Source organism: Mycobacterium sp. ZZG (genome assembly GCF_054786995.1).
Map to the genome: position 1 here is coordinate 210,126 of NZ_JBTBFV010000002.1, position 20,381 is coordinate 230,506.

18 protein-coding genes are annotated in these 20,381 nt (G+C 67.8%); 8 read left to right on the forward strand and 10 right to left on the reverse strand.

The annotated features are described in order from the left end of the window. Nucleotides 1-158: 158 nt before the first annotated feature. Genes hsaA through hsaB form a run of 4 tightly spaced genes read left to right on the forward strand, consistent with a single transcriptional unit; the run spans nucleotide 159 to nucleotide 3,755 of the window. Nucleotides 159-1,343, forward strand: coding sequence for a 3-hydroxy-9,10-secoandrosta-1,3,5(10)-triene-9,17-dione monooxygenase oxygenase subunit (gene hsaA, locus ACXMYJ_RS02520; protein ID WP_260755557.1), 1,185 nt, complete (start codon nucleotides 159-161; stop codon nucleotides 1,341-1,343). After that, nucleotides 1,343-2,257, forward strand: coding sequence for a 4,5:9,10-diseco-3-hydroxy-5,9,17-trioxoandrosta-1(10),2-diene-4-oate hydrolase (gene hsaD / locus ACXMYJ_RS02525; protein ID WP_260755556.1), 915 nt, complete (start codon nucleotides 1,343-1,345; stop codon nucleotides 2,255-2,257). The genes hsaA and hsaD overlap by 1 nt, the downstream gene beginning before the upstream one ends. Further along, a complete protein-coding gene (gene hsaC, locus ACXMYJ_RS02530) occupies nucleotides 2,254-3,156 on the forward strand; it encodes an iron-dependent extradiol dioxygenase HsaC (protein ID WP_460353751.1) in 903 nt (300 codons plus the stop codon). Before hsaD ends, hsaC begins: the two co-directional genes overlap by 4 nt. 32 nt (nucleotides 3,157-3,188) lie before the next feature. After that, nucleotides 3,189-3,755 carry a 3-hydroxy-9,10-secoandrosta-1,3,5(10)-triene-9,17-dione monooxygenase reductase subunit gene (gene hsaB / locus ACXMYJ_RS02535; RefSeq protein WP_260755554.1) on the forward strand — a complete coding sequence of 189 codons (567 nt, stop codon included), beginning with the start codon at nucleotides 3,189-3,191 and terminating at the stop codon, nucleotides 3,753-3,755. An 87-nt stretch (nucleotides 3,756-3,842) separates the two neighbouring features. Here the strand turns inward: hsaB and ACXMYJ_RS02540 are convergent, their stop codons facing one another. Next, nucleotides 3,843-4,796, reverse strand: coding sequence for a LysR family transcriptional regulator (locus ACXMYJ_RS02540; RefSeq protein ID WP_460353753.1), 954 nt, complete (start codon nucleotides 4,794-4,796; stop codon nucleotides 3,843-3,845). A gap of 69 nt (nucleotides 4,797-4,865) precedes the next feature. Here ACXMYJ_RS02540 and ACXMYJ_RS02545 point away from each other — a divergent pair, with 69 nt between their 5' ends. From ACXMYJ_RS02545 to ACXMYJ_RS02555, 3 genes are read left to right on the forward strand one after another with little or no spacing between them, the layout of a single operon-like run. After that, nucleotides 4,866-6,236 carry an MFS transporter gene (locus ACXMYJ_RS02545; RefSeq protein WP_313901345.1) on the forward strand — a complete coding sequence of 457 codons (1,371 nt, stop codon included), beginning with the start codon at nucleotides 4,866-4,868 and terminating at the stop codon, nucleotides 6,234-6,236. Beyond that, nucleotides 6,233-6,979, forward strand: a complete 747-nt coding sequence (locus ACXMYJ_RS02550; protein ID WP_260755553.1) for a 3-hydroxybutyrate dehydrogenase — start codon at nucleotides 6,233-6,235, stop codon at nucleotides 6,977-6,979. Before ACXMYJ_RS02545 ends, ACXMYJ_RS02550 begins: the two co-directional genes overlap by 4 nt. Next, complete coding sequence (locus ACXMYJ_RS02555; RefSeq protein ID WP_460353757.1) at nucleotides 6,964-8,874, forward strand: acetoacetate--CoA ligase; 1,911 nt, start codon at nucleotides 6,964-6,966, stop codon at nucleotides 8,872-8,874. The genes ACXMYJ_RS02550 and ACXMYJ_RS02555 overlap by 16 nt, the downstream gene beginning before the upstream one ends. Here ACXMYJ_RS02555 and ACXMYJ_RS02560 read toward each other — a convergent pair. The 3 genes from ACXMYJ_RS02560 to ACXMYJ_RS02570 are packed head-to-tail and all read right to left on the reverse strand — an operon-like array spanning nucleotide 8,855 to nucleotide 12,307. Beyond that, a complete protein-coding gene (locus ACXMYJ_RS02560; RefSeq protein WP_460353760.1) occupies nucleotides 8,855-10,150 on the reverse strand; it encodes an HNH endonuclease signature motif containing protein in 1,296 nt (431 codons plus the stop codon). The two genes, ACXMYJ_RS02555 and ACXMYJ_RS02560, sit on opposite strands and share 20 nt — an antisense overlap. Nucleotides 10,151-10,209: 59 nt before the next feature. Beyond that, nucleotides 10,210-11,604 carry a xylulokinase gene (locus ACXMYJ_RS02565; RefSeq protein WP_443188306.1) on the reverse strand — a complete coding sequence of 465 codons (1,395 nt, stop codon included), beginning with the start codon at nucleotides 11,602-11,604 and terminating at the stop codon, nucleotides 10,210-10,212. A gap of 1 nt (nucleotide 11,605) precedes the next feature. Beyond that, nucleotides 11,606-12,307, reverse strand: coding sequence for a hypothetical protein (locus ACXMYJ_RS02570; RefSeq protein WP_260755549.1), 702 nt, complete (start codon nucleotides 12,305-12,307; stop codon nucleotides 11,606-11,608). Between the two features lie 596 nt (nucleotides 12,308-12,903). Between ACXMYJ_RS02570 and ACXMYJ_RS02575 the strand changes: the two genes are divergently transcribed. After that, complete coding sequence (locus ACXMYJ_RS02575; protein ID WP_260755548.1) at nucleotides 12,904-13,137, forward strand: polysaccharide deacetylase family protein; 234 nt, start codon at nucleotides 12,904-12,906, stop codon at nucleotides 13,135-13,137. A 262-nt stretch (nucleotides 13,138-13,399) separates the two neighbouring features. Here the strand turns inward: ACXMYJ_RS02575 and ACXMYJ_RS02580 are convergent, their stop codons facing one another. The 6 genes from ACXMYJ_RS02580 to fadD3 are packed head-to-tail and all read right to left on the reverse strand — an operon-like array spanning nucleotide 13,400 to nucleotide 20,343. Continuing rightward, complete coding sequence (locus ACXMYJ_RS02580; RefSeq protein WP_460353763.1) at nucleotides 13,400-14,575, reverse strand: MFS transporter; 1,176 nt, start codon at nucleotides 14,573-14,575, stop codon at nucleotides 13,400-13,402. Next, a complete protein-coding gene (locus ACXMYJ_RS02585) occupies nucleotides 14,563-15,675 on the reverse strand; it encodes a pyridoxal phosphate-dependent aminotransferase (protein ID WP_460353805.1) in 1,113 nt (370 codons plus the stop codon). Before ACXMYJ_RS02585 ends, ACXMYJ_RS02580 begins: the two co-directional genes overlap by 13 nt. 51 nt (nucleotides 15,676-15,726) lie before the next feature. Then, nucleotides 15,727-16,668 (reverse strand): acyl-CoA dehydrogenase IpdE2, encoded by a 942-nt coding sequence (ipdE2, locus tag ACXMYJ_RS02590; RefSeq protein WP_260755546.1) that lies wholly within the window; start codon nucleotides 16,666-16,668, stop codon nucleotides 15,727-15,729. Beyond that, nucleotides 16,665-17,636: an acyl-CoA dehydrogenase family protein gene (locus ACXMYJ_RS02595; protein WP_260755545.1), complete on the reverse strand. Its 972-nt coding sequence runs from the start codon at nucleotides 17,634-17,636 to the stop codon at nucleotides 16,665-16,667. Before ACXMYJ_RS02595 ends, ipdE2 begins: the two co-directional genes overlap by 4 nt. 6 nt (nucleotides 17,637-17,642) lie before the next feature. Further along, a complete protein-coding gene (locus ACXMYJ_RS02600; protein ID WP_460353766.1) occupies nucleotides 17,643-18,767 on the reverse strand; it encodes an acyl-CoA dehydrogenase family protein in 1,125 nt (374 codons plus the stop codon). Nucleotide 18,768: 1 nt separating this feature from the next. Next, nucleotides 18,769-20,343 (reverse strand): 3-((3aS,4S,7aS)-7a-methyl-1,5-dioxo-octahydro-1H-inden-4-yl)propanoate--CoA ligase FadD3, encoded by a 1,575-nt coding sequence (fadD3, locus tag ACXMYJ_RS02605; protein WP_260755543.1) that lies wholly within the window; start codon nucleotides 20,341-20,343, stop codon nucleotides 18,769-18,771. Nucleotides 20,344-20,381 lie beyond the last annotated feature (38 nt).

The window sequence follows — 20,381 nt, forward strand, 5'->3', positions numbered from 1 at the left end:
ATGAGCCCTCTCTTCGCGCCGCGATCGGTCATAACTAGAACAGGTTACAGAAATGCATGTGCGCAGGTCCAGCCGCTGCAGGACACCGCTACTCGACACAAATCGTAACGTGTTCTAATCTCTTGTAGGTTACTTCGCACGCCTCGGGAGGCACACCAGTGACGTCCATTGAACAGCGCGACGCGCAGTCGGTTCTCGCCGGTATCGACGACCTGCTGCCGCGGATCGCCAAGCGTTCCCAAGCCGCTGAAGAGTTGCGCCGACTGCCCGACGAGACCGTGACCGAGCTCGATGAGGTCGGTTTTTTCAAGCTGCTCCAGCCCGAGCAGTGGGGCGGCCTGCAGTGTGATCCCACGATCTTCTACGAGGCCGTCCGACGTATCGCGAGCGCGTGCGGATCCACCGGCTGGGTGTCGTCGATCATCGGGGTGCACAACTGGCATCTGGCGTTGTTCGACCAGCAGGCCCAGGAAGACGTGTGGGGAAGTGATCCGACGGTGCGTGTGTCGTCGTCGTACGCGCCGATGGGTGCGGGCACCGTCGTCGACGGCGGCTACCTGGTCAGCGGGGCCTGGCAGTGGTCATCGGGTTGTGACCATGCCACCTGGGCATTCCTCGGCGGACCGGTGATCAAGGACGGCAAGCCGGTCGACTTCGGCAGCTTCCTGATCCCGCGCACCGACTACCGCATCGACGACGTCTGGAACGTTGTCGGCCTGAAGGCCACCGGTAGCAACACCGTGGTGGTCAAGGACGTCTTCGTCCCGCGCCACCGGTTCCTGTCGTACAAGGCGATGAACGACGGCACCGCGGGCGGCTACCGGACGAACACGGCGCCGGTGTACAAGATGCCTTGGGGCACAATGCATCCCACGACTATCAGCGCCCCGATCATGGGAATGGCCTACGGCGCCTACGAAGCCCACGTCGAGCACCAGGGCAAGCGTGTCCGCGCGGCGTTCGCCGGAGAGAAGTCCAAGGACGACCCGTTCGCGAAGATCCGCATCGCCGAGGCCGCCAGCGACATCGACGCCGGCTGGCGTCAGCTGATCGGCAACGTCCGCGACGAGTATCGGCTACTCCAGGCCGGCGAGGAGATCCCGTTCTCGTTACGTGCGGCGGCCCGGCGCGACCAGGTCCGTGCCACCGCACGTGCGATCGCGTCGATCGACCTGCTGTTCGAGGCCTCCGGTGCCACCGCGCTGCAGCTCGATCAGCCCGTGCAGCGGTTCTGGCGTGACGCCCATGCCGGCCGGGTGCACGCGGCCAACGAGCCCGAGCGCGCGTACCTGATCTTCGGCAACGACGCGTTCGGCCTGCCGCCGCAGGACACGATGGTGTGATGACGTCCTTCGCCGCGGAAGCTGCTCAGCAGCAGGAGATCACGTTCGAGTCGACCTCGCGCTACGCACAGGTCCGTGAGGACATGCGCCTGCATTACCACGAGGCCGGCGCCGTGCACCGCGAGACGGCAGGCACGGTCGTGCTGCTGCACGGCGGGGGTCCGGGTGCGTCGAGCTGGTCGAACTTCTCGAAGAACATCCCGGTGCTCGCTCAGCACTTCCACGTGCTGGCCGTCGACCAGCCCGGCTACGGGCACTCCGACAAGCACACCGAGCACGAGCAGTACAACCGTTACAGCGCGACCGCGCTGCTGAACCTGTTCGACCATCTCGGTATCGAACGTGCTGCGCTGGTGGGTAATTCGCTCGGCGGTGGCACCGCTGTGCGGTTCGCGCTGGACAACCCCAAGCGGGCCGGCCGGCTGGTGCTGATGGGTCCCGGGGGTCTGAGTGTCAACCTGTTCGCGCCGGACCCGACCGAAGGTGTGAAGCTGCTCGGCAAGTTCGCCGCCGAACCGACGCGGGAGAACATCGAGAAGTTCCTGCGCATCATGGTCTGGGACCAGAGCCTGATCACCCCCGAACTGGTCGAGGAGCGGTTCCGGATCGCGAGCACGCCGGAATCGCTGGCCGCGACCAAGGCGATGGGAAAGTCGTTCGCCGGGGCTGATTTCGAGTTGGGCATGATGTGGCGCGACGTGTACAAGCTGCGTCAACGGGTGCTGCTGATCTGGGGTCGCGAGGACCGGGTCAACCCGCTCGACGGCGCTCTGGTGGCGCTCAAGCAGATTCCGCGGGTGCAACTGCACGTGTTCGGCCAGTGCGGCCACTGGGCGCAACTGGAGAAGTTCGACGAGTTCAACAAGCTGACCATCGACTTTCTCAACGGCGGAGCCAAGGAGGCAAAGTCATGAGCATCCGTTCCCTGGGCTACCTGCGCATCGAGTCCACCGATGTCGCTGCTTGGCGCGAGTACGGCCTCAAGGTGCTCGGCATGGTGGAGGGTTCCGGGAGCACCGAGGGTGCCCTGTACCTGCGCATGGACGAGTTTCCGGCGCGTCTGGTGATCGTGCCCGGTGAGCACGACCGGCTGCTGGTCTCCGGCTGGGAAACGGCGAACGCCGCGCAGCTGCAGGACATCCGGAAGAGGCTGGAGATCGAGGGCACTCCGTACAAGGAGGCCACGGCCGCCGAGCTGGCCGAGCGGCGAGTCGACGAGATGATCACCTTCGACGACCCGTCGAGCAACACCCTGGAGGTGTTCCACGGGGTCGCGCTGGAGCACCGTCGGGTGGTCAGCCCGTACGGCCACAAGTTCGTCACCGACGAGCAGGGACTCGGCCATGTCGTGCTGACCACCCGGGACGACGCCGAGACGCTGCGCTTCTACCGCGACCTTTTGGGCTTCTACTTGCGCGACTCGATGAAACTCCCGCCGCAACTGGTGGGCCGGCCCGCAGACGGAGCGCCTGCGTGGCTGCGCTTCCTCGGGGTGAATCCACGTCACCACAGCCTGGCGTTCATGCCGGGTGAAACGCCCAGTGGCATCGTGCATCTGATGGTCGAGGTGGAGAACTCCGACGACGTCGGCCTGTGCCTGGACCGCGCCCTGCGGCGCAAGGTGAAGATGTCGGCCACCCTGGGGCGTCACGTCAACGACAAGATGCTGTCCTTCTACATGAAGACCCCCGGCGGGTTCGACATCGAATTCGGTTGTGAAGGGCTCGAAGTCGACGACAGCAACTGGGTCGCTCGGGAGAGCACCGCCGTCTCGCTGTGGGGCCACGACTTCAGCGTGGGTTTCAAGGACTAGTGTCGAGCGCTGACGCGGGAGATCAAGCACCGGTGTCCGAGCCTGCGATCGACCCCCGCACCTTCCGTAATGTGCTCGGCCAGTTCTGCACGGGTATCACGGTGATCACGACGGTGCACGAGGACCAGCCCGTTGGTTTCGCCTGCCAGTCGTTCGCGGCGCTGTCGCTGGATCCGCCGCTGGTGCTGTTCTGCCCGACGAAACTCTCGCGCTCGTGGGCGGCGATCGAGGCCAGCGGCCGGTTCTGCGTCAACGTCCTGCACGAGGACCAGCAGCACGTGTCGGCCCGTTTCGGGTCCCGGGAGCCGGACAAGTTCGCCGGCATGGACTGGACGCCGTCCGAGCTCGGCTCGCCGGTCATCACCGGCAACCTTGCCCACATCGACTGCACAGTGCACTCGGTGCACGACGGCGGTGACCACTTCGTGGTGTTCGGCGCCGTGCACTCACTGTCGGACATCCCGACCAAGAAGCCGCGGCCGCTGCTCTTCTACCAGGGGCAGTACACCGGTATCGAGCCCGAGAAGAACACCCCGGCCGACTGGCGCAACGACCTTGAAGCGTTCCTGACCGCCACCACCGACGACACCTGGCTCTAGGCCCACCGATGCGCCGCGCGGATGAATCACACGCATGTGATTCATCCACACTGGGGATAACACTTGTGGATAACTCCCCGGTCGACGTCAGCCCCGGCCGAGCAGCACATCGTGTTGCTCACGCACCCGGTCCCGGATCGCGTCGACGACCGCGGCGACTTCGGGACGACGCAGTGTCTCGGCCCGGGTGACCAGCCAATAGGCGAGCCTGATCGACACGTGGTCGGGCAGCACGCGCACCAGGTCGGGGTGCCGGTCGGCCATGAAGCACGGCAGTAGACCCAGACCGGCTGACGCCCGGGTCGCCTCGACGTGCACGAACACGTTGGTCGACGTGACCGACTCCCTCATGGTCGACGGGGCGAAGCTCGTCGCGAGGTCCAGGTCGTCGACCTGCAGCATCGAATCGATGAAATAGATGAGTGGGAAGTGCCGCAGGTGGTCCACGTCGGTCGGCCCGCCGTGCTCGGTCAGGTAGTCGCGAGAGCCGTACAGGCCCAGGCAGTAATCGCCGAGCCGCAGTGCCTCGGCTCGGTGGACCTTGGGCTCGCCGACCACCACCTCGATGTCCATTCCCGACCGTTGCTGTGTCGCGCGGCGGGTGGTGGCCACGATCTCGACGGCGACTTTCGGGTGGCTGCGCTGCACCGTGGCGGCGGCCGGCGCCGCGATGTAGGCAGAGAACCCGTCGGTGGCCGAGATCCGCACCACCCCTTCCAGTGCCCGCCGTCCGGTCGCGTCTGTGGCCAGCGACCGCACCGCGTTCTCGACGGCCTCAGCCGCGGCGAGTGCTTCCCGGCCCAGGTCGGTGAGCTCCCAGCCGCCGCCGACCCGCGCCAGCACCCGCCCGCCCATGGCACGCTCCAGAGCGGCGATCCGGCGGCTGATCGTGGTGTGGTTGAGTCCGAGTTCGTCGGCCGCCGTCGTATACCGGCCGGTCCGGCCGACCGCCAGCAGGACCAGCAGGTCGTCGGCACTGGGGCGACGGGCGGGCGACGGCATCTCTGCATTTTCGCAGATGCATGGTGCGGTTTTGGCCATTGCTGGGCGGGGTAGCTGCATGAATACTCACTGTCGTCTGTGGTGGCCATCACAAGGGAGGGGTGTGCGATGAGCACGCAACAAAACGGGACGCCGGACCAGACGGGTTCGATCACGACGGGGCTCAAACGGGTGGTCGTCGCCTCCATGGCCGGCACGGTCGTCGAGTGGTACGAGTTCTTCCTGTACGCCACCGCGGCGACGCTGGTGTTCAACAAGGTGTTCTTCGCCGAGGGCACGAGCGAGGCGGCCGGGCTCATCGCCGCGCTGTTGACCTACGCCGTCGGATTCGTCGCGCGACCGCTGGGCGGCATCGTGTTCGGGCACTTCGGCGACAAGTACGGCCGCAAGAAGCTGTTGCAGTTCGCGATCCTGCTCGTCGGTGCCGTGACTTTCCTGATGGGGTGTCTGCCCACCTACGCTCAGATCGGGGTGTGGGCGCCGATCCTGCTGGTTGCTCTGCGATTCCTGCAGGGCTTCGCGGTCGGCGGAGAATGGGGTGGAGCGGTCCTGCTCGTCGCCGAACACAGCCCGAACAAGGAACGCGCGTTCTGGTCCAGTTGGCCGCAGGCGGCGGTGCCGGTCGGCAACATGCTGGCGACCGTCGTGTTGCTGGTGCTGACCGGGGTGCTGTCCGAGGAGGCGTTTCTATCCTGGGGCTGGCGTGTGGCGTTCTGGCTGTCGGCGGTGGTGGTGCTCATCGGGTACTACATCCGGACCAAGGTCACCGACGCGCCCATCTTCGTCGCCGCGCAGGAAGAGGTCGAGCGGGTCAAGTCCGTGTCCTACGGCGTGGTCGAGGTGCTCAAGCGTTACCCCCGCGGCGTTTTCACCGCGATGGGACTGCGCTTTGCGGAGAACATCATGTACTACCTCGTGGTGACGTTCTCCATCGTCTACCTGAAGACCCACGTGGGCACTGACACCAGCGACATCCTCTGGTACCTGCTGGCGGCGCACGCGGTGCACTTCATCGTGGTTCCTCAGGTGGGTCGACTGGCCGACCGGTACGGGCGGCGGCCGGTGTACATCGTTGGCGCGACTCTGGCGGCCACGTGGGGCTTTTTCGCGTTCCCGATGATGAACACCGGCGACTATCTGATGATCATGGGAGCGGTCATCCTCGGCCTGATCATCCACGCCCTGATGTACGCTCCCCAGCCGGCGATCATGGCCGAGATGTTCCCGACCAGGATGCGGTATTCGGGTGTGTCCCTTGGTTATCAGGTGACATCCATCGTCGCCGGTTCGCTGGCACCGGCGATCGCCACCTGGCTGCTCGACAGGTTCGGCACCTGGGTGCCCATCGCCATCTACCTGGCCGGCGCCGCGGTGATCACGCTCGTCGCGGCGTGGTTCACCCGGGAGACCAATGGCATCGATCTGCACTCGCTCGACGAAGCCGACCGCGAACAGCTGGCCAAGGCGGGGCTGGTATGAGTGAGCGCAGTGGCCGCACCGCGCTGGTCACCGGCGGCGCGGGCGGCATCGGCGCCGCATGCGCGCGGGCGCTGGCCGATCAGGGCGTCACGGTCACCGTGGCCGACATCGACGACGCCGGCGCCAAGGCCGTCGCAGAGGAGATCGGCGGAACCGCCTGGGCGCTAGACCTTCTCGACGTCGACGCGCTGGCGAACCTGGCGTTGGACGTCGACATCCTGGTCAACAACGCCGGCATACAGAACATCAATCCGATCACCGAGTTCCCTCCCGACAAATTTCGCGCGATGTTGACGTTGATGGTCGAGGCGCCGTTCCTCTTGATCCGGGCCGCGCTTCCGCACATGTACCGCAACGAGTTCGGGCGTGTCATCAACATCTCGTCGATCCACGGGCTGCGTGCATCGCCGTTCAAGGTCGCCTACGTGACCGCCAAGCACGCGCTGGAAGGTCTGTCGAAGGTGACGGCGCTGGAGGGCGGTCCGCACGGCGTCACGAGCAACTGCATCAACCCCGGCTATGTGCGCACCCCACTGGTGACCAAGCAGATCGCCGACCAGGCCAGGACCCACAACATCGGTGAAGAACAGGTGGTATCTGACATCCTGCTCAAGGAGAGCGCAGTGAAGCGTCTCGTCGAGCCGGAGGAGGTTGGTGCGTTGGTCGCATGGCTGGCATCGCCCGTGGCGGGCATGGTCACCGGAGCGTCGTACACGATGGACGGCGGATGGAGCGCGCGGTGACGGTGACGACCGATGCGGCGCAGTGGGAACCCACCGACGAGGACATCGCCCGGGCGCAGGTCACGGCGTTCACGCGATTCGTCGAGCAGCGCACCGGACGGACCTTCGCCGACTACCACGCGCTGTGGCAGTGGTCGGTCGACGACATCGAGGCATTCTGGGGTGCGCTGTGGGACTACTTCGACCTCGGTGAGCACCACGGTGTGCTCGAAGGCTCGGAGATGCCCGGCGCCAGATGGTTTCCGGGCACCTCGCTGAATTACGTCGACCAGGTCGTGCGCAACGCGCGTACCGATCGGCCGGCAATCATCCACGTCAGTGAGGACGGGCCCGACCGCGAGGTGTCGTGGGCCGAACTGCTGGGACGCACCACGGCATTCGCCGAGCGATTGCGGGCCGTCGGGGTCGGGGCCGGGGACCGTGTGGTGGGCTACCTGCCCAATATCCCCGAGGCGGTGATCGCGTTCCTCGCGACGGCCAGCGTCGGCGCGGTGTGGAGTGCTTGCGGTCAGGACTACTCCGCCAAGGCCGCGTTGGACCGGCTGGGCCAGCTGGAGCCGAAGGTGCTGGTCGCGGCAGACGGCTACGTGTTCGGCGGGAAGTACCGCGACAAGCGCGACGACGTGCAGGCCGTGGCCGCCGGTCTCCCGACATTGGAGGCGACGTTCTCCGCCGCAGATCTCGCCGAACGCAGCGACGGTGCGCTCGACCCGGTCGGTGTGCCGTTCGAGCATCCGCTGTGGATCCTGTTCTCCTCCGGCACCACCGGTCTGCCGAAGGGCATCATGCACGGCCACGGCGGGGTGGTGCTCGAACATCTCAAAGCCGTGGCGCTGCAGTCGGACATCGGGCGCGACGACACCTTCTTCTGGTACACGAGCCCGAGCTGGATGATGTGGAACTTCCAGGTCGCGGGGCTGCTGGTGGGTGCGACCATCGTCTGTTACGAGGGCAGTCCGAACGTGCCGCAACCAGATTCATTGTGGGACATCGCCGCCCGAGTTCGAGCCACCGTGCTCGGCACCAGCCCCGGTTACGTTCTCGGCTGCATCAAGGCCGATGTCCAACCAGGTCGCACGCACGATCTTTCGGCACTGCGATGCGTGGGGATCACCGGTTCCTCGCTTCCGCCGTCGTCGTCGCTGTGGCTGCGCGATCACGTGGGCGCGCAGGTCGCCTCGATCAGTGGCGGCACCGACGTGGTGTCGGCGTTCATCGGCGGCGTCCGCACCGTGCCGGTGTGGCCGGGCGAGCTGTCGGCCCCGTATCTCGGTGTCGCGCTTGACGCATGGGACGAATCGGGACACCCGGTGCGAGGTGAGGTCGGAGAGCTCGTCGTGACCAAGCCGATGCCGTCGATGCCGGTCGCGTTCTGGAACGACCCTGACGGAAGCCGCTACCGCGCAGCCTATTTCGACACCTTCCCGGGCGTGTGGCGGCACGGTGACTGGATCACCCTCACCGAGCACGGCAGCGTGATCGTGCACGGCCGTTCCGATTCCACCCTCAACCGCAATGGCATCCGGATGGGCAGCGCCGACATCTACCAGGCCGTCGAGAGCCTTCCTGAGGTGGCCGAAGCACTGGTGATCGGCGCCGAGCAAGCCGACGGCGGGTACTGGATGCCGTTGTTCGTCGTGCTCGCCGACGGCGTCGAACTCACCGACGCCCTGCGTGAACGCATCAACGGCATCATTCGCACCGAGGTGTCGCCGCGTCACGTTCCCGACGAGATCATCGTCGCGCCGGCGATTCCGCACACTCGCACCGGAAAGAAGCTCGAGGTCCCGATCAAGAAGCTGTTCCAGGGCGGGGACCCGGCGAAGGTCGTCGAGCGCAGCGCGGTCGATGACCCCGCGTTGCTCGACTGGTATGTCAGGCGGCGTCGAAGGTGATGAGGTCGATGGTGAGTTTGCCTTCGAGGAGGCTGAGGCGGCGGCGGACGGGTGGGCCGGGTAGTTGGGGTGCGCTGGTGCGGTAGATCGCTGCGGTGGGGGTGGTGAATTCGGCGGTGTGTTCACCGTCGGTATCGGTGGTGTTGACCTGCCAGCCGGGGGCTTCTTTGGCGTAATTGCAGGCCTCGCACATCCCGAGGCCGTTGCGTGCGCTGGTCGGCCCGCCGGCCCGATCGGGTATGGCGTGGTCGTGGTGGCGGATCACGGCGTTGCAGTACGGGGTCCGGCAGGTGCGGTCGCGGCGCTCGAGCAGCTGCGCCAGTCCTTTCGGGAAGATCCGGGCGGCCGATTCCATCGCCACCAACTGCCCACTGTCGGGATGGCGGTAGAGCCGGCGCAGGCTGGCTTTGGGTTGGGCATCAGCAACCGCATCGGCGGTCAAGGCCCGGCAGAACCCGGCCGGGACCGGGCCGTACCCGTCCAGCCAGCCCAGCTCGTCGTCATCGCCGGCCAGGGTGGTGTCGGCCATCACCAGATTCAGTGCGATCGGCACCGGCCCGGCAGCGGGATGTCCGGTGACGCGTTCATAGATCGTCTCGGCCATCACCTGCCCGCGCGGGCGCCCGTCACCGCTGGTGTCGGCGGCGCGTTTGCACGCCGCGTACAGCCCGACCCCTTGGGCCAGCGGCAGCCGCACCGTGACATAGACCATGGTGTTGGGGGCGGGCCGACAGGACACCGCACAATCAGCGGCGCTGCGGTTGATCCGTGCCACCACCGCCGCGGCGTCCAGGCGGGCGGTGATCTTCTTGGCCTCGGCCTCCACGCGCTTGTTGCCCCACCCCGTCAACCGCGACGGATCGGCACACAGTTCTTCATCGAGTTGGCGGCGATGTTGCACACTCAGGCAGGCGGATTCCCGCACGATCAGGGTGGCCCGCCATTCCGAGAGCGCCCCGCACGCCAGCGCGGCCAACGTGTAGGGCATCTCCTCGACCAGGGCCTGGGCGAACCCGAGATGGCGTCCCCCGCACACCGGGGCATCACGGCGGGCCAGCGCGATCTCGGAGGCCAACCCTTTACCGCGCCGATCGGCGCGGATCCCGGCGGCGTCCTCGGCGGCGCGGCGTTTGGCCGCCCACAACGCGGTCGCGCGGGCCTGGGCGGCGGCCGCGGCCGATTTCAGTGCTTCACACCGCTCGACCACCGCCCGCAACTCGGCCTGCGACGCCCCCTCATCAACATCGAAATCGATATCGAACACACTTTCGAACATAAACCCGACGCTACCCCGCGCCTCTGACAACCCCGCCCCACCAACCGAAATCCGCTGATCTATCGCAAGGTCAGCGGCGCTGCCATCTCATATTGATCGCGAACGTGTGGTGTTGGGTCGGCCTCGTATCGCGCGCGGCCTGCGCTCGACCACGGCGGTGGTGCGTCCTGCCTGGAGAGCACCCAGGCCGCCTGCCGCGCCGCACCGAGCGCCACATACTCGGCAGGCGCCGGTACATCCACCGCCGCACCCAGCACTGCCGGTGCGATCTGCCGGACCGCCTCTGATCGGGCCGCGCCTCCCACGAGGATGATGCGCTGCGCATCGACTCCCTGTTCACGGATCTTGTCCATGCAGAAGGCAATCGAGCAGAGCAATCCTTCGACGGCGGCACGGGCGATGTTGGCGGAGCTGAAGTTACGCGTCGTGACGCCGTGGAGGGCGCCGGTGGCGTCAGGCAGATTAGGGGAGCGTTCGCCCTCGAAGTAGGGCACCAGAACCAAGCCTTCGGCGCCGGCAGGCGCCGACAGTGCGAGCCGGTCGAACTCGTCGAACTCCACCCGCAGCATGTTCGCGACCGCGGCCAGTACCGGCGCGCCGTTGAGGGTGCACACCAACGGCAGCTGGCGTCCGGTCGCGTCGGCGAAGCCGGCGACTATCCCCTCGGGATCCCGCGCACCGACGGAACCCACCGCGCTCACCACGCCCGATGTCCCGAGGGACACCACACAGTCGCCCGTAGACGCCCCCAAACCCAGTGCGGCAGCGGCGTTGTCGCCTGCTCCCGGTCCCAGGGTGAAGCCCCGCGGCGACGTGCCCGCCGGTGCGGAAGGTCCCAACACCTGGGGCACCATCGGCCGCCGTCCCCGCAGCGCAAGCTCGAGCAGGTCGTGGTGATATGTGTCGGTCCGAGCCGAGAAGTACCCTGTCCCGCTGGCATCGCTGCGGTCGGTGTGCAGGTCGGCGATCTCCGATGAGCCGCGCAGCCGCCACGTCAGCCAGTCATGGGGTAGGCACACCGCCGCGGTGGCCTCGGCATGGCGCGGTTCGTGATCGGCCAGCCACCGCAGCTTGGCCGCGGTGATGGCAGCCACCGGAACGACGCCGACCCGCTCGGCCCATGCCGCGGCACCACCCAGCTCGTCGATGAGTTGCGCCGCAGCGCCCGCGGATCGGGTGTCATTCCACAGCAACGCGTCTCGGACCACCCGGCCGGCGTCGTCCAGGCAGATCATGCCGTGCTGCTGTGCCCCCACAGAGACTGCGTCCACGTCGTCGAGTCCGCCCGCAGCGGTGATCGCGTCTTGCAGTGCGCCCCACCACAACTCGGGATCGACCTCGGTGCCGCCGGGGTGCGGCGTCGTCGCCCAGCGCACCGGCCGGCCTGTGGCGGCGTCGCAGACGACCACCTTGCACGATTGCGTCGATGAGTCGACTCCGGCGACGAGCGTCATGTCAGCACCGTCCCGGGTCGGCGAGTGCAGGGGCGAAAGCCAGCCCGGCCACCCTGATGACCAAGGTGTCCGCACCCAGCGTGGCGGGGACGACGCGCACCAGATCCCGCGGCGCCGCCATGGAACGGCGCGGGTCCGTCGAGATCGGCGAACAGTCCTGCCAGCCGCCTCTGGACCACCTAGGTCTCCAGGCATCCCACGCTGCCGCAGTGACATTGCCTGCTGCCGTCGACTCCAAGCCGTCACGGATGCGGCCGATCGCCTGGTCGGCGGTTCGCACGGTTTCCGAAGGGCTCGGCACCTGGGCGTTCGGTATCCGCACCGCCTCACGGACGACGCCGCCCATGGACACCACACCCATCGTGATGGCGTCCACTTCGCGGGCCACTGACAGCGCAAGTAGTGAATCAGTCGGCCGCACAACAGGACTGGGGCGACCGACCTGAGACGGCGGCGGTGCCGGCGACTCTTCGACCAGATCGCGAGCGATCAGCTCTTCGACGAGGTCCTTGGTGATGGAGCGCGACAGTCGGGTGTGACGGGTCAATTCGGCTCGGCTGACGCAGCGCCGACGATCCACCAGCGTGAGCACCCTGGACAGGTTGCGGCGGCGGACGTCGTCGGTGTTGGTGCCCGCCGTCGCGGTCCGCGGGCTTCGCTCGTCTCTGACCCCGCGATACCCCTTCGTATCAAGCCTTGGCACTGGCGCAGACCACCTCTTATGTTCGCACGGGAAACAAAAACCAGCTCCTGTTGTTGGGAGCCTCCCGATGACTGTATTGCAGTCCAGCGTCCCGCGTTCGAAGCGCCGCCCCCAGCGTGCGGAAAAGATCTCCTTCGGGACTTGGCAAGCGCATCGGCGCCCGCAGCCGCGCCGAAGTGGGTGCCCGACCCGACCCGCACGACGATCAGGTGACCCCCCACCGCTTATCTTCCGCACGTCCTCTACCACGACCGGTGCTGTCGAAACCGGCGTCGTCGCCGTCCTCGCCTCGGCCGCCGCCTGTGGGGTCCTCGAAGGGTAATCGGCGATCGACGGTTCCAACGACTGGTGGCCACTGACGCCCGTCCAGTGCGACGACGACGACACCCTCATCTTGGGCCCCGCCCGCTGTGTCGATGCCGACGCTGCTCGATCCCGCGTCGACGAGGAGATCCCCCAGGTGCGCCGCCACCTTGAATGACGTCAGGCTTGCTGTGTCAGGGTCTGTGTGAGCCTTCGGCCGGGCGCCTCGATCTTGATTCGTGCCAAGCGTGTAGCGCTCTGGTAGACACGGACGCCATGCGGACACCTGGGATGTGGAATCAGATTCCGTCGGTGCTCGTAGCGCCGACCACATCGTGCAGGACACCGCAGAGAGTGTCCGCCCAGGCTCGATCATCTTGCTGCATGTTATGGCTGAAGGCCGCGCTGCGTCACGCGCTGCCGTGCCGGACATCATTGACCGGTTGCAGTCCGACGGCTACCGATTTATCACCGTCAGTGAACTGCTCGCGCTTAAGCCGCCGGGCCAGATGTACTCCTCGGTGTAGACCGGGCCGGGTCGCCGCCATCATCATCAGCGGGCGGGCCGGTACACCTTCGACCGGATGCTGCCGGACCGCCCCCGTGCGATCCTCGCGGTCGGGTCTGGGCGGCGCGCTGGTCGTGGCAGCGCGGAAACACCTGATGGACAGCGATTTCCATGTAGCGACGCTGTTGGGCATGGAACGCAACGAAGGTGCCAGGTTCTATGAATCCGACGGGCGGCACTCGACGGCGCGGCACGCGTCGAGGTCATCGGCGATACATCCGTCAGAGAGGTTCGGTACGGCCGCGAGCTCGACTGACTCCGCGGGTCGCCACCCCCGATACCGCCACGACCGCCGCCAGCCCGATGAAGCCCCACGGCACCCCGGCCGCCGCGGCGATGGCCGCCACCATGAGAGGGCCCGCCGCGTCGCCGCATTCACGGCCGACCTCGGCGGCCCCCATGGTCTGGCCCAGCCGCTCCTGCGGTGTCGACCGCGCCAGCATGGTGAACGCCAGCGGAGTGATCAGCCCGCACCCGGCGCCGATGACCACCGCGGCGCACAGAAGGCCCGCCACACCGGGGATCAAAGCGGTCGCCAAACCCACCGCGGTGACCGCAATCCCGCTGGTGATGCCCCCGGTGACGGTGATGCGCCCCGCGTCCAGAGCCCGTCCGGCGGCGGGCTGCACGATCGCGGTGGTAAGGGCCAGCACCGAGACGACAGCCCCGGTGACGACCGGTGACAGCCCGGCCGCAGTGCCCAACACCGGCAGGAACCCGACCCCGACCGATAACGCCGCGGTGGCGGCTGCCAGCGCGAGTGTCGGTGTCACGAACGATGATTCGGAGAAGCGGCGCACCGTGTCGAGTAGGGTCTGCCGGGGCCGCGGCAGCGGCGTCACCACCGGCACCGCGACGGCGGCCCACACCGCGACGACAGCCGCCAATACGGCCATCACGGCGAACAACGAGCGCATACCGCCCAGCGCGACGATGGCACCGCCGAGCAGCGGCCCCAGGGTGTAGCCGACGGATTTGTACGAGCCGTAGGTGCCGAACGCGCCGCCGTGTCCGCCGGGCGGGGCGAGCATCGCCACGAGCGCCGACGCGGCGGGGGAGAACGCCGCCGCGCCGATACCCTGGCCGAACCGTCCCGCCCACAGCCATGCGGTGTCGTCGGCCACCGCGTAGGCCGCCGAGGCCGTCGCGAACATCACCAGACCGGCGATCAGCACCTTGCGCGCCCCGATCCGATCGGCCAGCGAGCCGAACACCGGTTTGAGCACCACTTCGGCGCCGTCGTAGATCGCCAGGAGCGCACCGAGCGTCAGCAGCGAAGCCGCTGTACCCGTCGTGGTGGTGCCGAGGGTGCCCGCGACGGCGTGCGCGCCGAACGCGGTCGTGAAACCGGCGGCCAGCAGCGGCGCCCGCGCAGTTGCGGGCCTCAGGCCAGCCATGCCCCGATGCGGCGCAGCGCCTCGTCGAGGTCCGAGGACGGACCGGCGAACGACAGTCGCACGAAGGCTCCGCCGCGCACGGTGTCGAAGTCGACTCCCGGCGCGATCGCAACCCCGGTGTCGTCCAACAACTTCGAACAGAACGACAACGAGTCGGTGGTCAGATCAGACACGTCGGCGTACACGTAGAAAGCGCCGTCGGCAGGGGCCAGCCGGTCGATGCCGATCTTCGGTAGACCGTCCAGCAACAGCGCGCGGTTGGCGGCGTAGCCGTGCAGCAGCGATTCGGCTTCGGCGACGGCTTCGGGAGTGAACGCCGACACGGCGGCGATCTGCGGCAGTGCGGGTGGGCAGATGGTGAAGTTGCCGGTCAGGCGGTCCACCGCACGTTTGAGCTCGTCCGGTACGAGCAGCCAACCGAGGCGCCACCCCGTCATCGCGAAGTACTTCGAGAAACTGTTCACCACAACGGATTCCCGAGAAGTCTGCCATGCGCAGCTGGTCTGCGGCGCACCCGGATAGACCAGCCCGTGGTACACCTCATCGCTGATCAGGCGCACCCCCGAAGACTCGCACCACGACGCGATCGCCGCGAGTTCCTCGGGCGCGATCACCGTGCCGGTCGGGTTGGCCGGGCTGGCCACGATGACGCCGGCCACCGGAGGAGCGAGGTCCTGCAGCATCTGCAGCGTCGGCTGGAACCGCGTCTCGGGCCCACAGGGCAGCTCGACGACCTCGCAGCCCAGCGCCGACAGGATGTTGCGGTAACACGGGTAGCCGGGGCTGGCGATGGCAACCCGGTCCCCTGCGTCGAAGCAGGCCAGAAACGCCAGCAGGAACCCGCCCGACGACCCGGTCGTCACCACGACGTCGCCGGGATCGACCGCGAGTCCGTGCCGCGTCGAGTACGAATCGGCGATGGCGGCGCGCAGCTCAGGAATGCCCAGCGCGACGGTGTAGCCGAGATCGTTGCGGTGCAACGCCGCGACGGCCGCGTCGCGGACCGCCGACGGAGCCCCGGCGCTGGGCTGGCCGGCCGACAGATTCACCAGGTCACCATGGGTGCGCTGGCGTTCGGCTGCGGCCAGCCACACGTCCATCACATAGAAGGGCGGGATACCCGATCGCAGCGAAGGAGTCACCTCGCCAGGCTAGAACACCTCGGCTTCGAGCCGGTGGAGCTGCTCCCTCGGCGGTCCCAGCAGCGCGGCACTGCCGTGCGCGCGTTTGAAATACAGCTGGATGTCGCTCTCCCAGGTGATCGCGATGCCGCCGTGCATCTGGACGGCCTCGGCCGCGACCTTGCAGAACGCCTCGCTCGCCGCCAGCCGCGCCAACGTCGCAGCGGCCGGGGTCGGCTCGGACACCGCTTCGTCGACCACGGCCTTGGCCGACTGCACGGCCACGAAGAGGTCGGCCATCCGATGCTTGAGCGCCTGAAAACTGCCGATCGGCCTGCCGAACTGCACGCGGTCCTTGGTGTACTGCACGGTGAGCTCAAGACAGCGGGTCGCGGCGCCGACCTGTTCGGCGGCCAGCAGGATGGCCGCCGTGTCGGCCAGCCCGGGATCGGCACCCAGCGGTGCCGTGTCGCCGGCCTCGACGGAGGCCAGCGGCCGCGTGATGTCCATGGCCACCGCGGGCGTGGCGGTGAACGACGTCCAACGGGTCAGCGTCTGGCCGTCGGCTGCGATCACGACATCGGCGACGTTACCGTTGATCACATACCCGGGGTCGAAGACGACCGTCCCGATCGCCGACCCCTCGGCAAGCCCCTCCAGGAGATCGGCGTCCGGCTCGTCGACCGAGAGCAGCGCCAGTTCCGCGAGCGTGGTGCCGAGCAGCGGCGTCGGCACCAGACCCTTCCCCAGCTCTTCGAGAACTGCTGCGGCATCGCCCAATTCGCCTCCGGCGCCGCCGAGCTCCTCGGGAACCACCAGCGCGGCGGCTCCAACCTGTTCGCAGAGCATCCTCCACAGCGACTCGTCGTAGCCCCGCTCGGACGCGGCGGCGTTGCGGACCGCCTCCGGCGAGGCATGCTTGCCGACGAGCGCGGCGACGGTGTCGCGCAGCAGATCACGTTCTTCGCTCATTTGGTCAGTGCCTCCAAGACTCGCTGCCGGTGCCATGTCGGGTCGCCCCACGCCGGACGCAGTGCCTGAACCCGCAGCAGCAGCAGCGACAGATCGTGCTCCTGGGTGAAACCGATTGCCCCGTGGGTCTGCAACGACGACCGCGCCGACAGCAGGGCGGCGTCCGCGGCCGCCACCTTGGCAGCGCTCACGTCGCGCGCGGTGTCCGCCGATCCGTCGGCGAGTGACAGTGCCGCGCCGTACACCAGCGGCCGGGCCAGCTCGACGGCGATCAGTACGTCGGCCAGCTTGTGCTTGATGGCCTGATAGGTGCCGATCACCGTGCCGAACTGGCTGCGTTGCTTGGCGTACGCCACCGACGCGTCCAGCATCGCCTGTGCCGCCCCCACCAACAGAGCCGAGGTCGCGAGCGCGCCGAGCTCGAATGCGCGGGACACGTCGGCGGCTTTCGCCTCACCGGACGCGCTGACATCGAACAGCTTCCGGCTCGGGTCCACCGACGCGTGTTCGGCGCCCACCGACGCGTCGCTGACCGAGCCGTCCTCGGCCAGCAGAACGAGCCCCGCGCTGTCGGCGTTCACGGCCCGGGGGACCAGAGGCGGCGCGGCGACGGTGGCGATCAGCTCGCCGGCGGCCAACGCGGAGCTGCGCTCGGCCCAGTCCTCATGGCCGGCGAGGAGCGCCGGAGCCACCGCGATCGACTCGGCGACTGGCCCCGGCACGTTCCACCGGCCGAGACGCTCCAGTGCCACCACGAGGTCCACCGGATGGGCATCGATGCCGTCGAATCTTTCGGGCACCATCAGCGCGGTCACACCCAGCTCGCCGAGTTGGGTCCATACCTTGCGACCGGGTGTGGTATCGCCGTCACCCCAGGCCCGCACCGCGGCGGGCACATCGGCAGCGCCCAGCGCGGCGTCGATGCTCGCGGCGAAATCGCGCTGCTGTTCGTCGATCTCAAAATTCACGTTCGTCTACTTTCGGGGCAGGCCCAGGAGCCGCTCGGCGATGATGTTGCGCTGGATCTCGTTGGTGCCGGCGTAGATCGGTCCGCCGAGTGCGAAGAGCAGACCCTCGGTCACCGAATCCACGAGCTCACCGTCCGCCCCGCGCAGGTCCAGCGCGGTCTGGTGCAGCGCGACGTCGAGCTCGGACCAGAACACCTTGGTGATCGACGACTCTGCGCCCAGCTCACCGCCGTTACTGACCCGGGTGACGGTGCCGAAAGTGTGCAGGCGGTAGGCCTGCGCCTTGATCCACGCATCGGCCACCCGATCGGTGAACGCCGGGTCGGGGTTGTCTTTCCACTGTGCGACAAGGCGTTCCGCAGGGGCCAGGAAGCGGGCCGGACTGCGCAGCGACATGCCGCGCTCGTTGCTCGACGTGCTCATCGCGGCACGCCAGCCGTCGTGCACCCCGCCGATCACATCCCGGTCGGGAACGAAGACCTCGTCGAGGAAAATCTCTCCGAACCCGGTGTCGCCGCCCAGCTGTGCGATCGGGCGGACCGTGACGCCGTCGGCCTTCAGGTCGAACATGAAATAGGTCAAACCCTTGTGACGCTGGGCCTGCGGGTCGGAACGGAACAGGCCGAAGGCCCGCTCACCGAACACTGCGCGTGAACTCCAGATCTTCTGCCCGTTGAGCAGCCAGCCGCCGTCGGTCCTGGTCGCTGTCGAACGCAGCGAGGCCAGGTCGCTGCCGGATTCCGGCTCCGACCACGCCTGCGCCCAGATCTCCTCGCCGCTGGCCATTTTCGGCAGGATGCGGTCCAGCTGTTCCTCGGTGCCGTGTGCGAACAGTGTGGGCGCCAACATCGAGGTGCCGTTGGCGCTGGCCCTGCCCGGCGCACCGGCGCGGAAGTACTCCTCCTCGTAGACGATCCACTGCAGCAGCGATGCATCCCGTCCGCCGTACTTGGCCGGCCAGGTGATCACCGACAGGCCGGCGTCGAAAAGCGCCTTGTCCCAGCGGCGGTGCTGCTCGAACCCCTGGGCGGTGTCGTACGACTTGGTCGGGAACGCATCCCGGTTCGCGGCCAGGAACTCGCGCACCTCGGCCTGGAATTCGGACGTGGCGTCGTCGAAGGTCAGGTCCAACTCAGGCCCTCTCACTGTGTTCGCGCAGCAGTGGCTTGACCACCTTGCCGCCCGGGTTGCGTGGAAGCGCGTCGAGGAATTCGACGCTTCGCGGGGTCTTGAAGTTCGCGAGATGCTCCCGCGTGTAGGCGATGACGGTCTTCTCATCCAGGGTGACGCCGGGCCTGAGGACCACGAACGCCTTTCCGACCTCGCCGAGGCGCTCGTCGGGTACCCCGATCACCGCAGCCTCGGCGACCCCGTCCAGGCGCGCGAGCACCTGCTCGATCTCGGCGGGGTAGACGTTGAAGCCGCCGCAGATGTACATGTCCTTGAGCCGGTCGGTGATCTTCAGGTTGCCTGCGTCGTCGAGCTCTCCGACGTCGCCGGTGTGCAGCCACCCCTCGGCGTCGATCGCCACCGCGGTCGCTTCCGGGTCGTCGAGGTAACCCAGCATCACGTTGGGTCCGCGCAGCAAGACCTCGCCCTGATTCCCGATGCGCAGTTCGAAATCCGCGATCGGGCGCCCCGAGGTCGTCGCGACGGTCACCGCGTCGTCGTCGGCGCGGCACATCGTCCCGAAACCCGCCGCCTCGGTCAGCCCGTACGCGGTGAGCACAATGTCGATGTCGAGTTCGTTCTGCATCCGCTCGATCAACACGACGGGGATGGTCGCGGCCCCCGTCACCGCGAATCTCAGTGAGCTGAGGTCGTATTCGGCACGCTTCGGGTGGTCAAGCAGCGTCTGGTAGATCGTCGGCGGACCGGGCAGCACGGTGATGCCGTGCTGCTCCACGGCACGCATCGTGTTCTCGGGGTCGAATGTCAGCTCCGGGAACAGGGTGGCGCCGGTCTGGAGGCAGGCCAGGATGCCGGCCTTGTAACCGAAGTTGTGGAAGAACGGGTTGATGCACAGGTAGCGGTCGGAGCTGGACACCTCACCGCACGCCGCCCACGCCGCCGACGCGTCGAGCGACTGCCGGTGTGCGCAGCGCACACCCTTGCTGCGGCCGGTGGTGCCCGAGGTGAACAGGATGTCGGAGACGTCGTCGTCGGCGACCGCCGCGACGCGCTCGTCGACCGCATCCATGTCGGTCCCCCGACCCATGAACTCATGCCAGGACCCGTCGTCCTTCTCGATCGGGATCCGCACCACGTGGCGCAGCGCGGGCACCGCGTCACGGTCTACCGAACCGGCCTTGTCCGCGCCGAGGAACTCCCCGGAGGCGAACAGCAACGGCGCACCGGTGCGCGACAGGATGTCTTCGGCCTCTGTGGCGGTGTAGCGGGTGTTGAGCGGGACCAGGACGCCGCCGGCGTGGTGAATGGCCAGGCACGCGACCACCCAGTGCCAGGTGTTCGGCGACCAGATCGCCACCCGGTCGCCCGGTTTGATGCCCAGATCGATCATCGCCGCGGCGGCCCGGCGGACCTCGGCGCGCAGTTCGGAGAATGTCAGCGTCCTGGCCTGAGGGCCGCCCGCCACCACCGCGTCGTGGTCGGGAAGCTCCCGCGCGATCCGATCGAGAGCCGCGGGAGTGGTCCGCCGCCGGTCCCTTTCCCGGTCGCTGCGCTCCTGCCCACCGGCGGTCGTCATCGATGCTCCTCTAGGGATCGGCTACCCAAGCAAGTGCT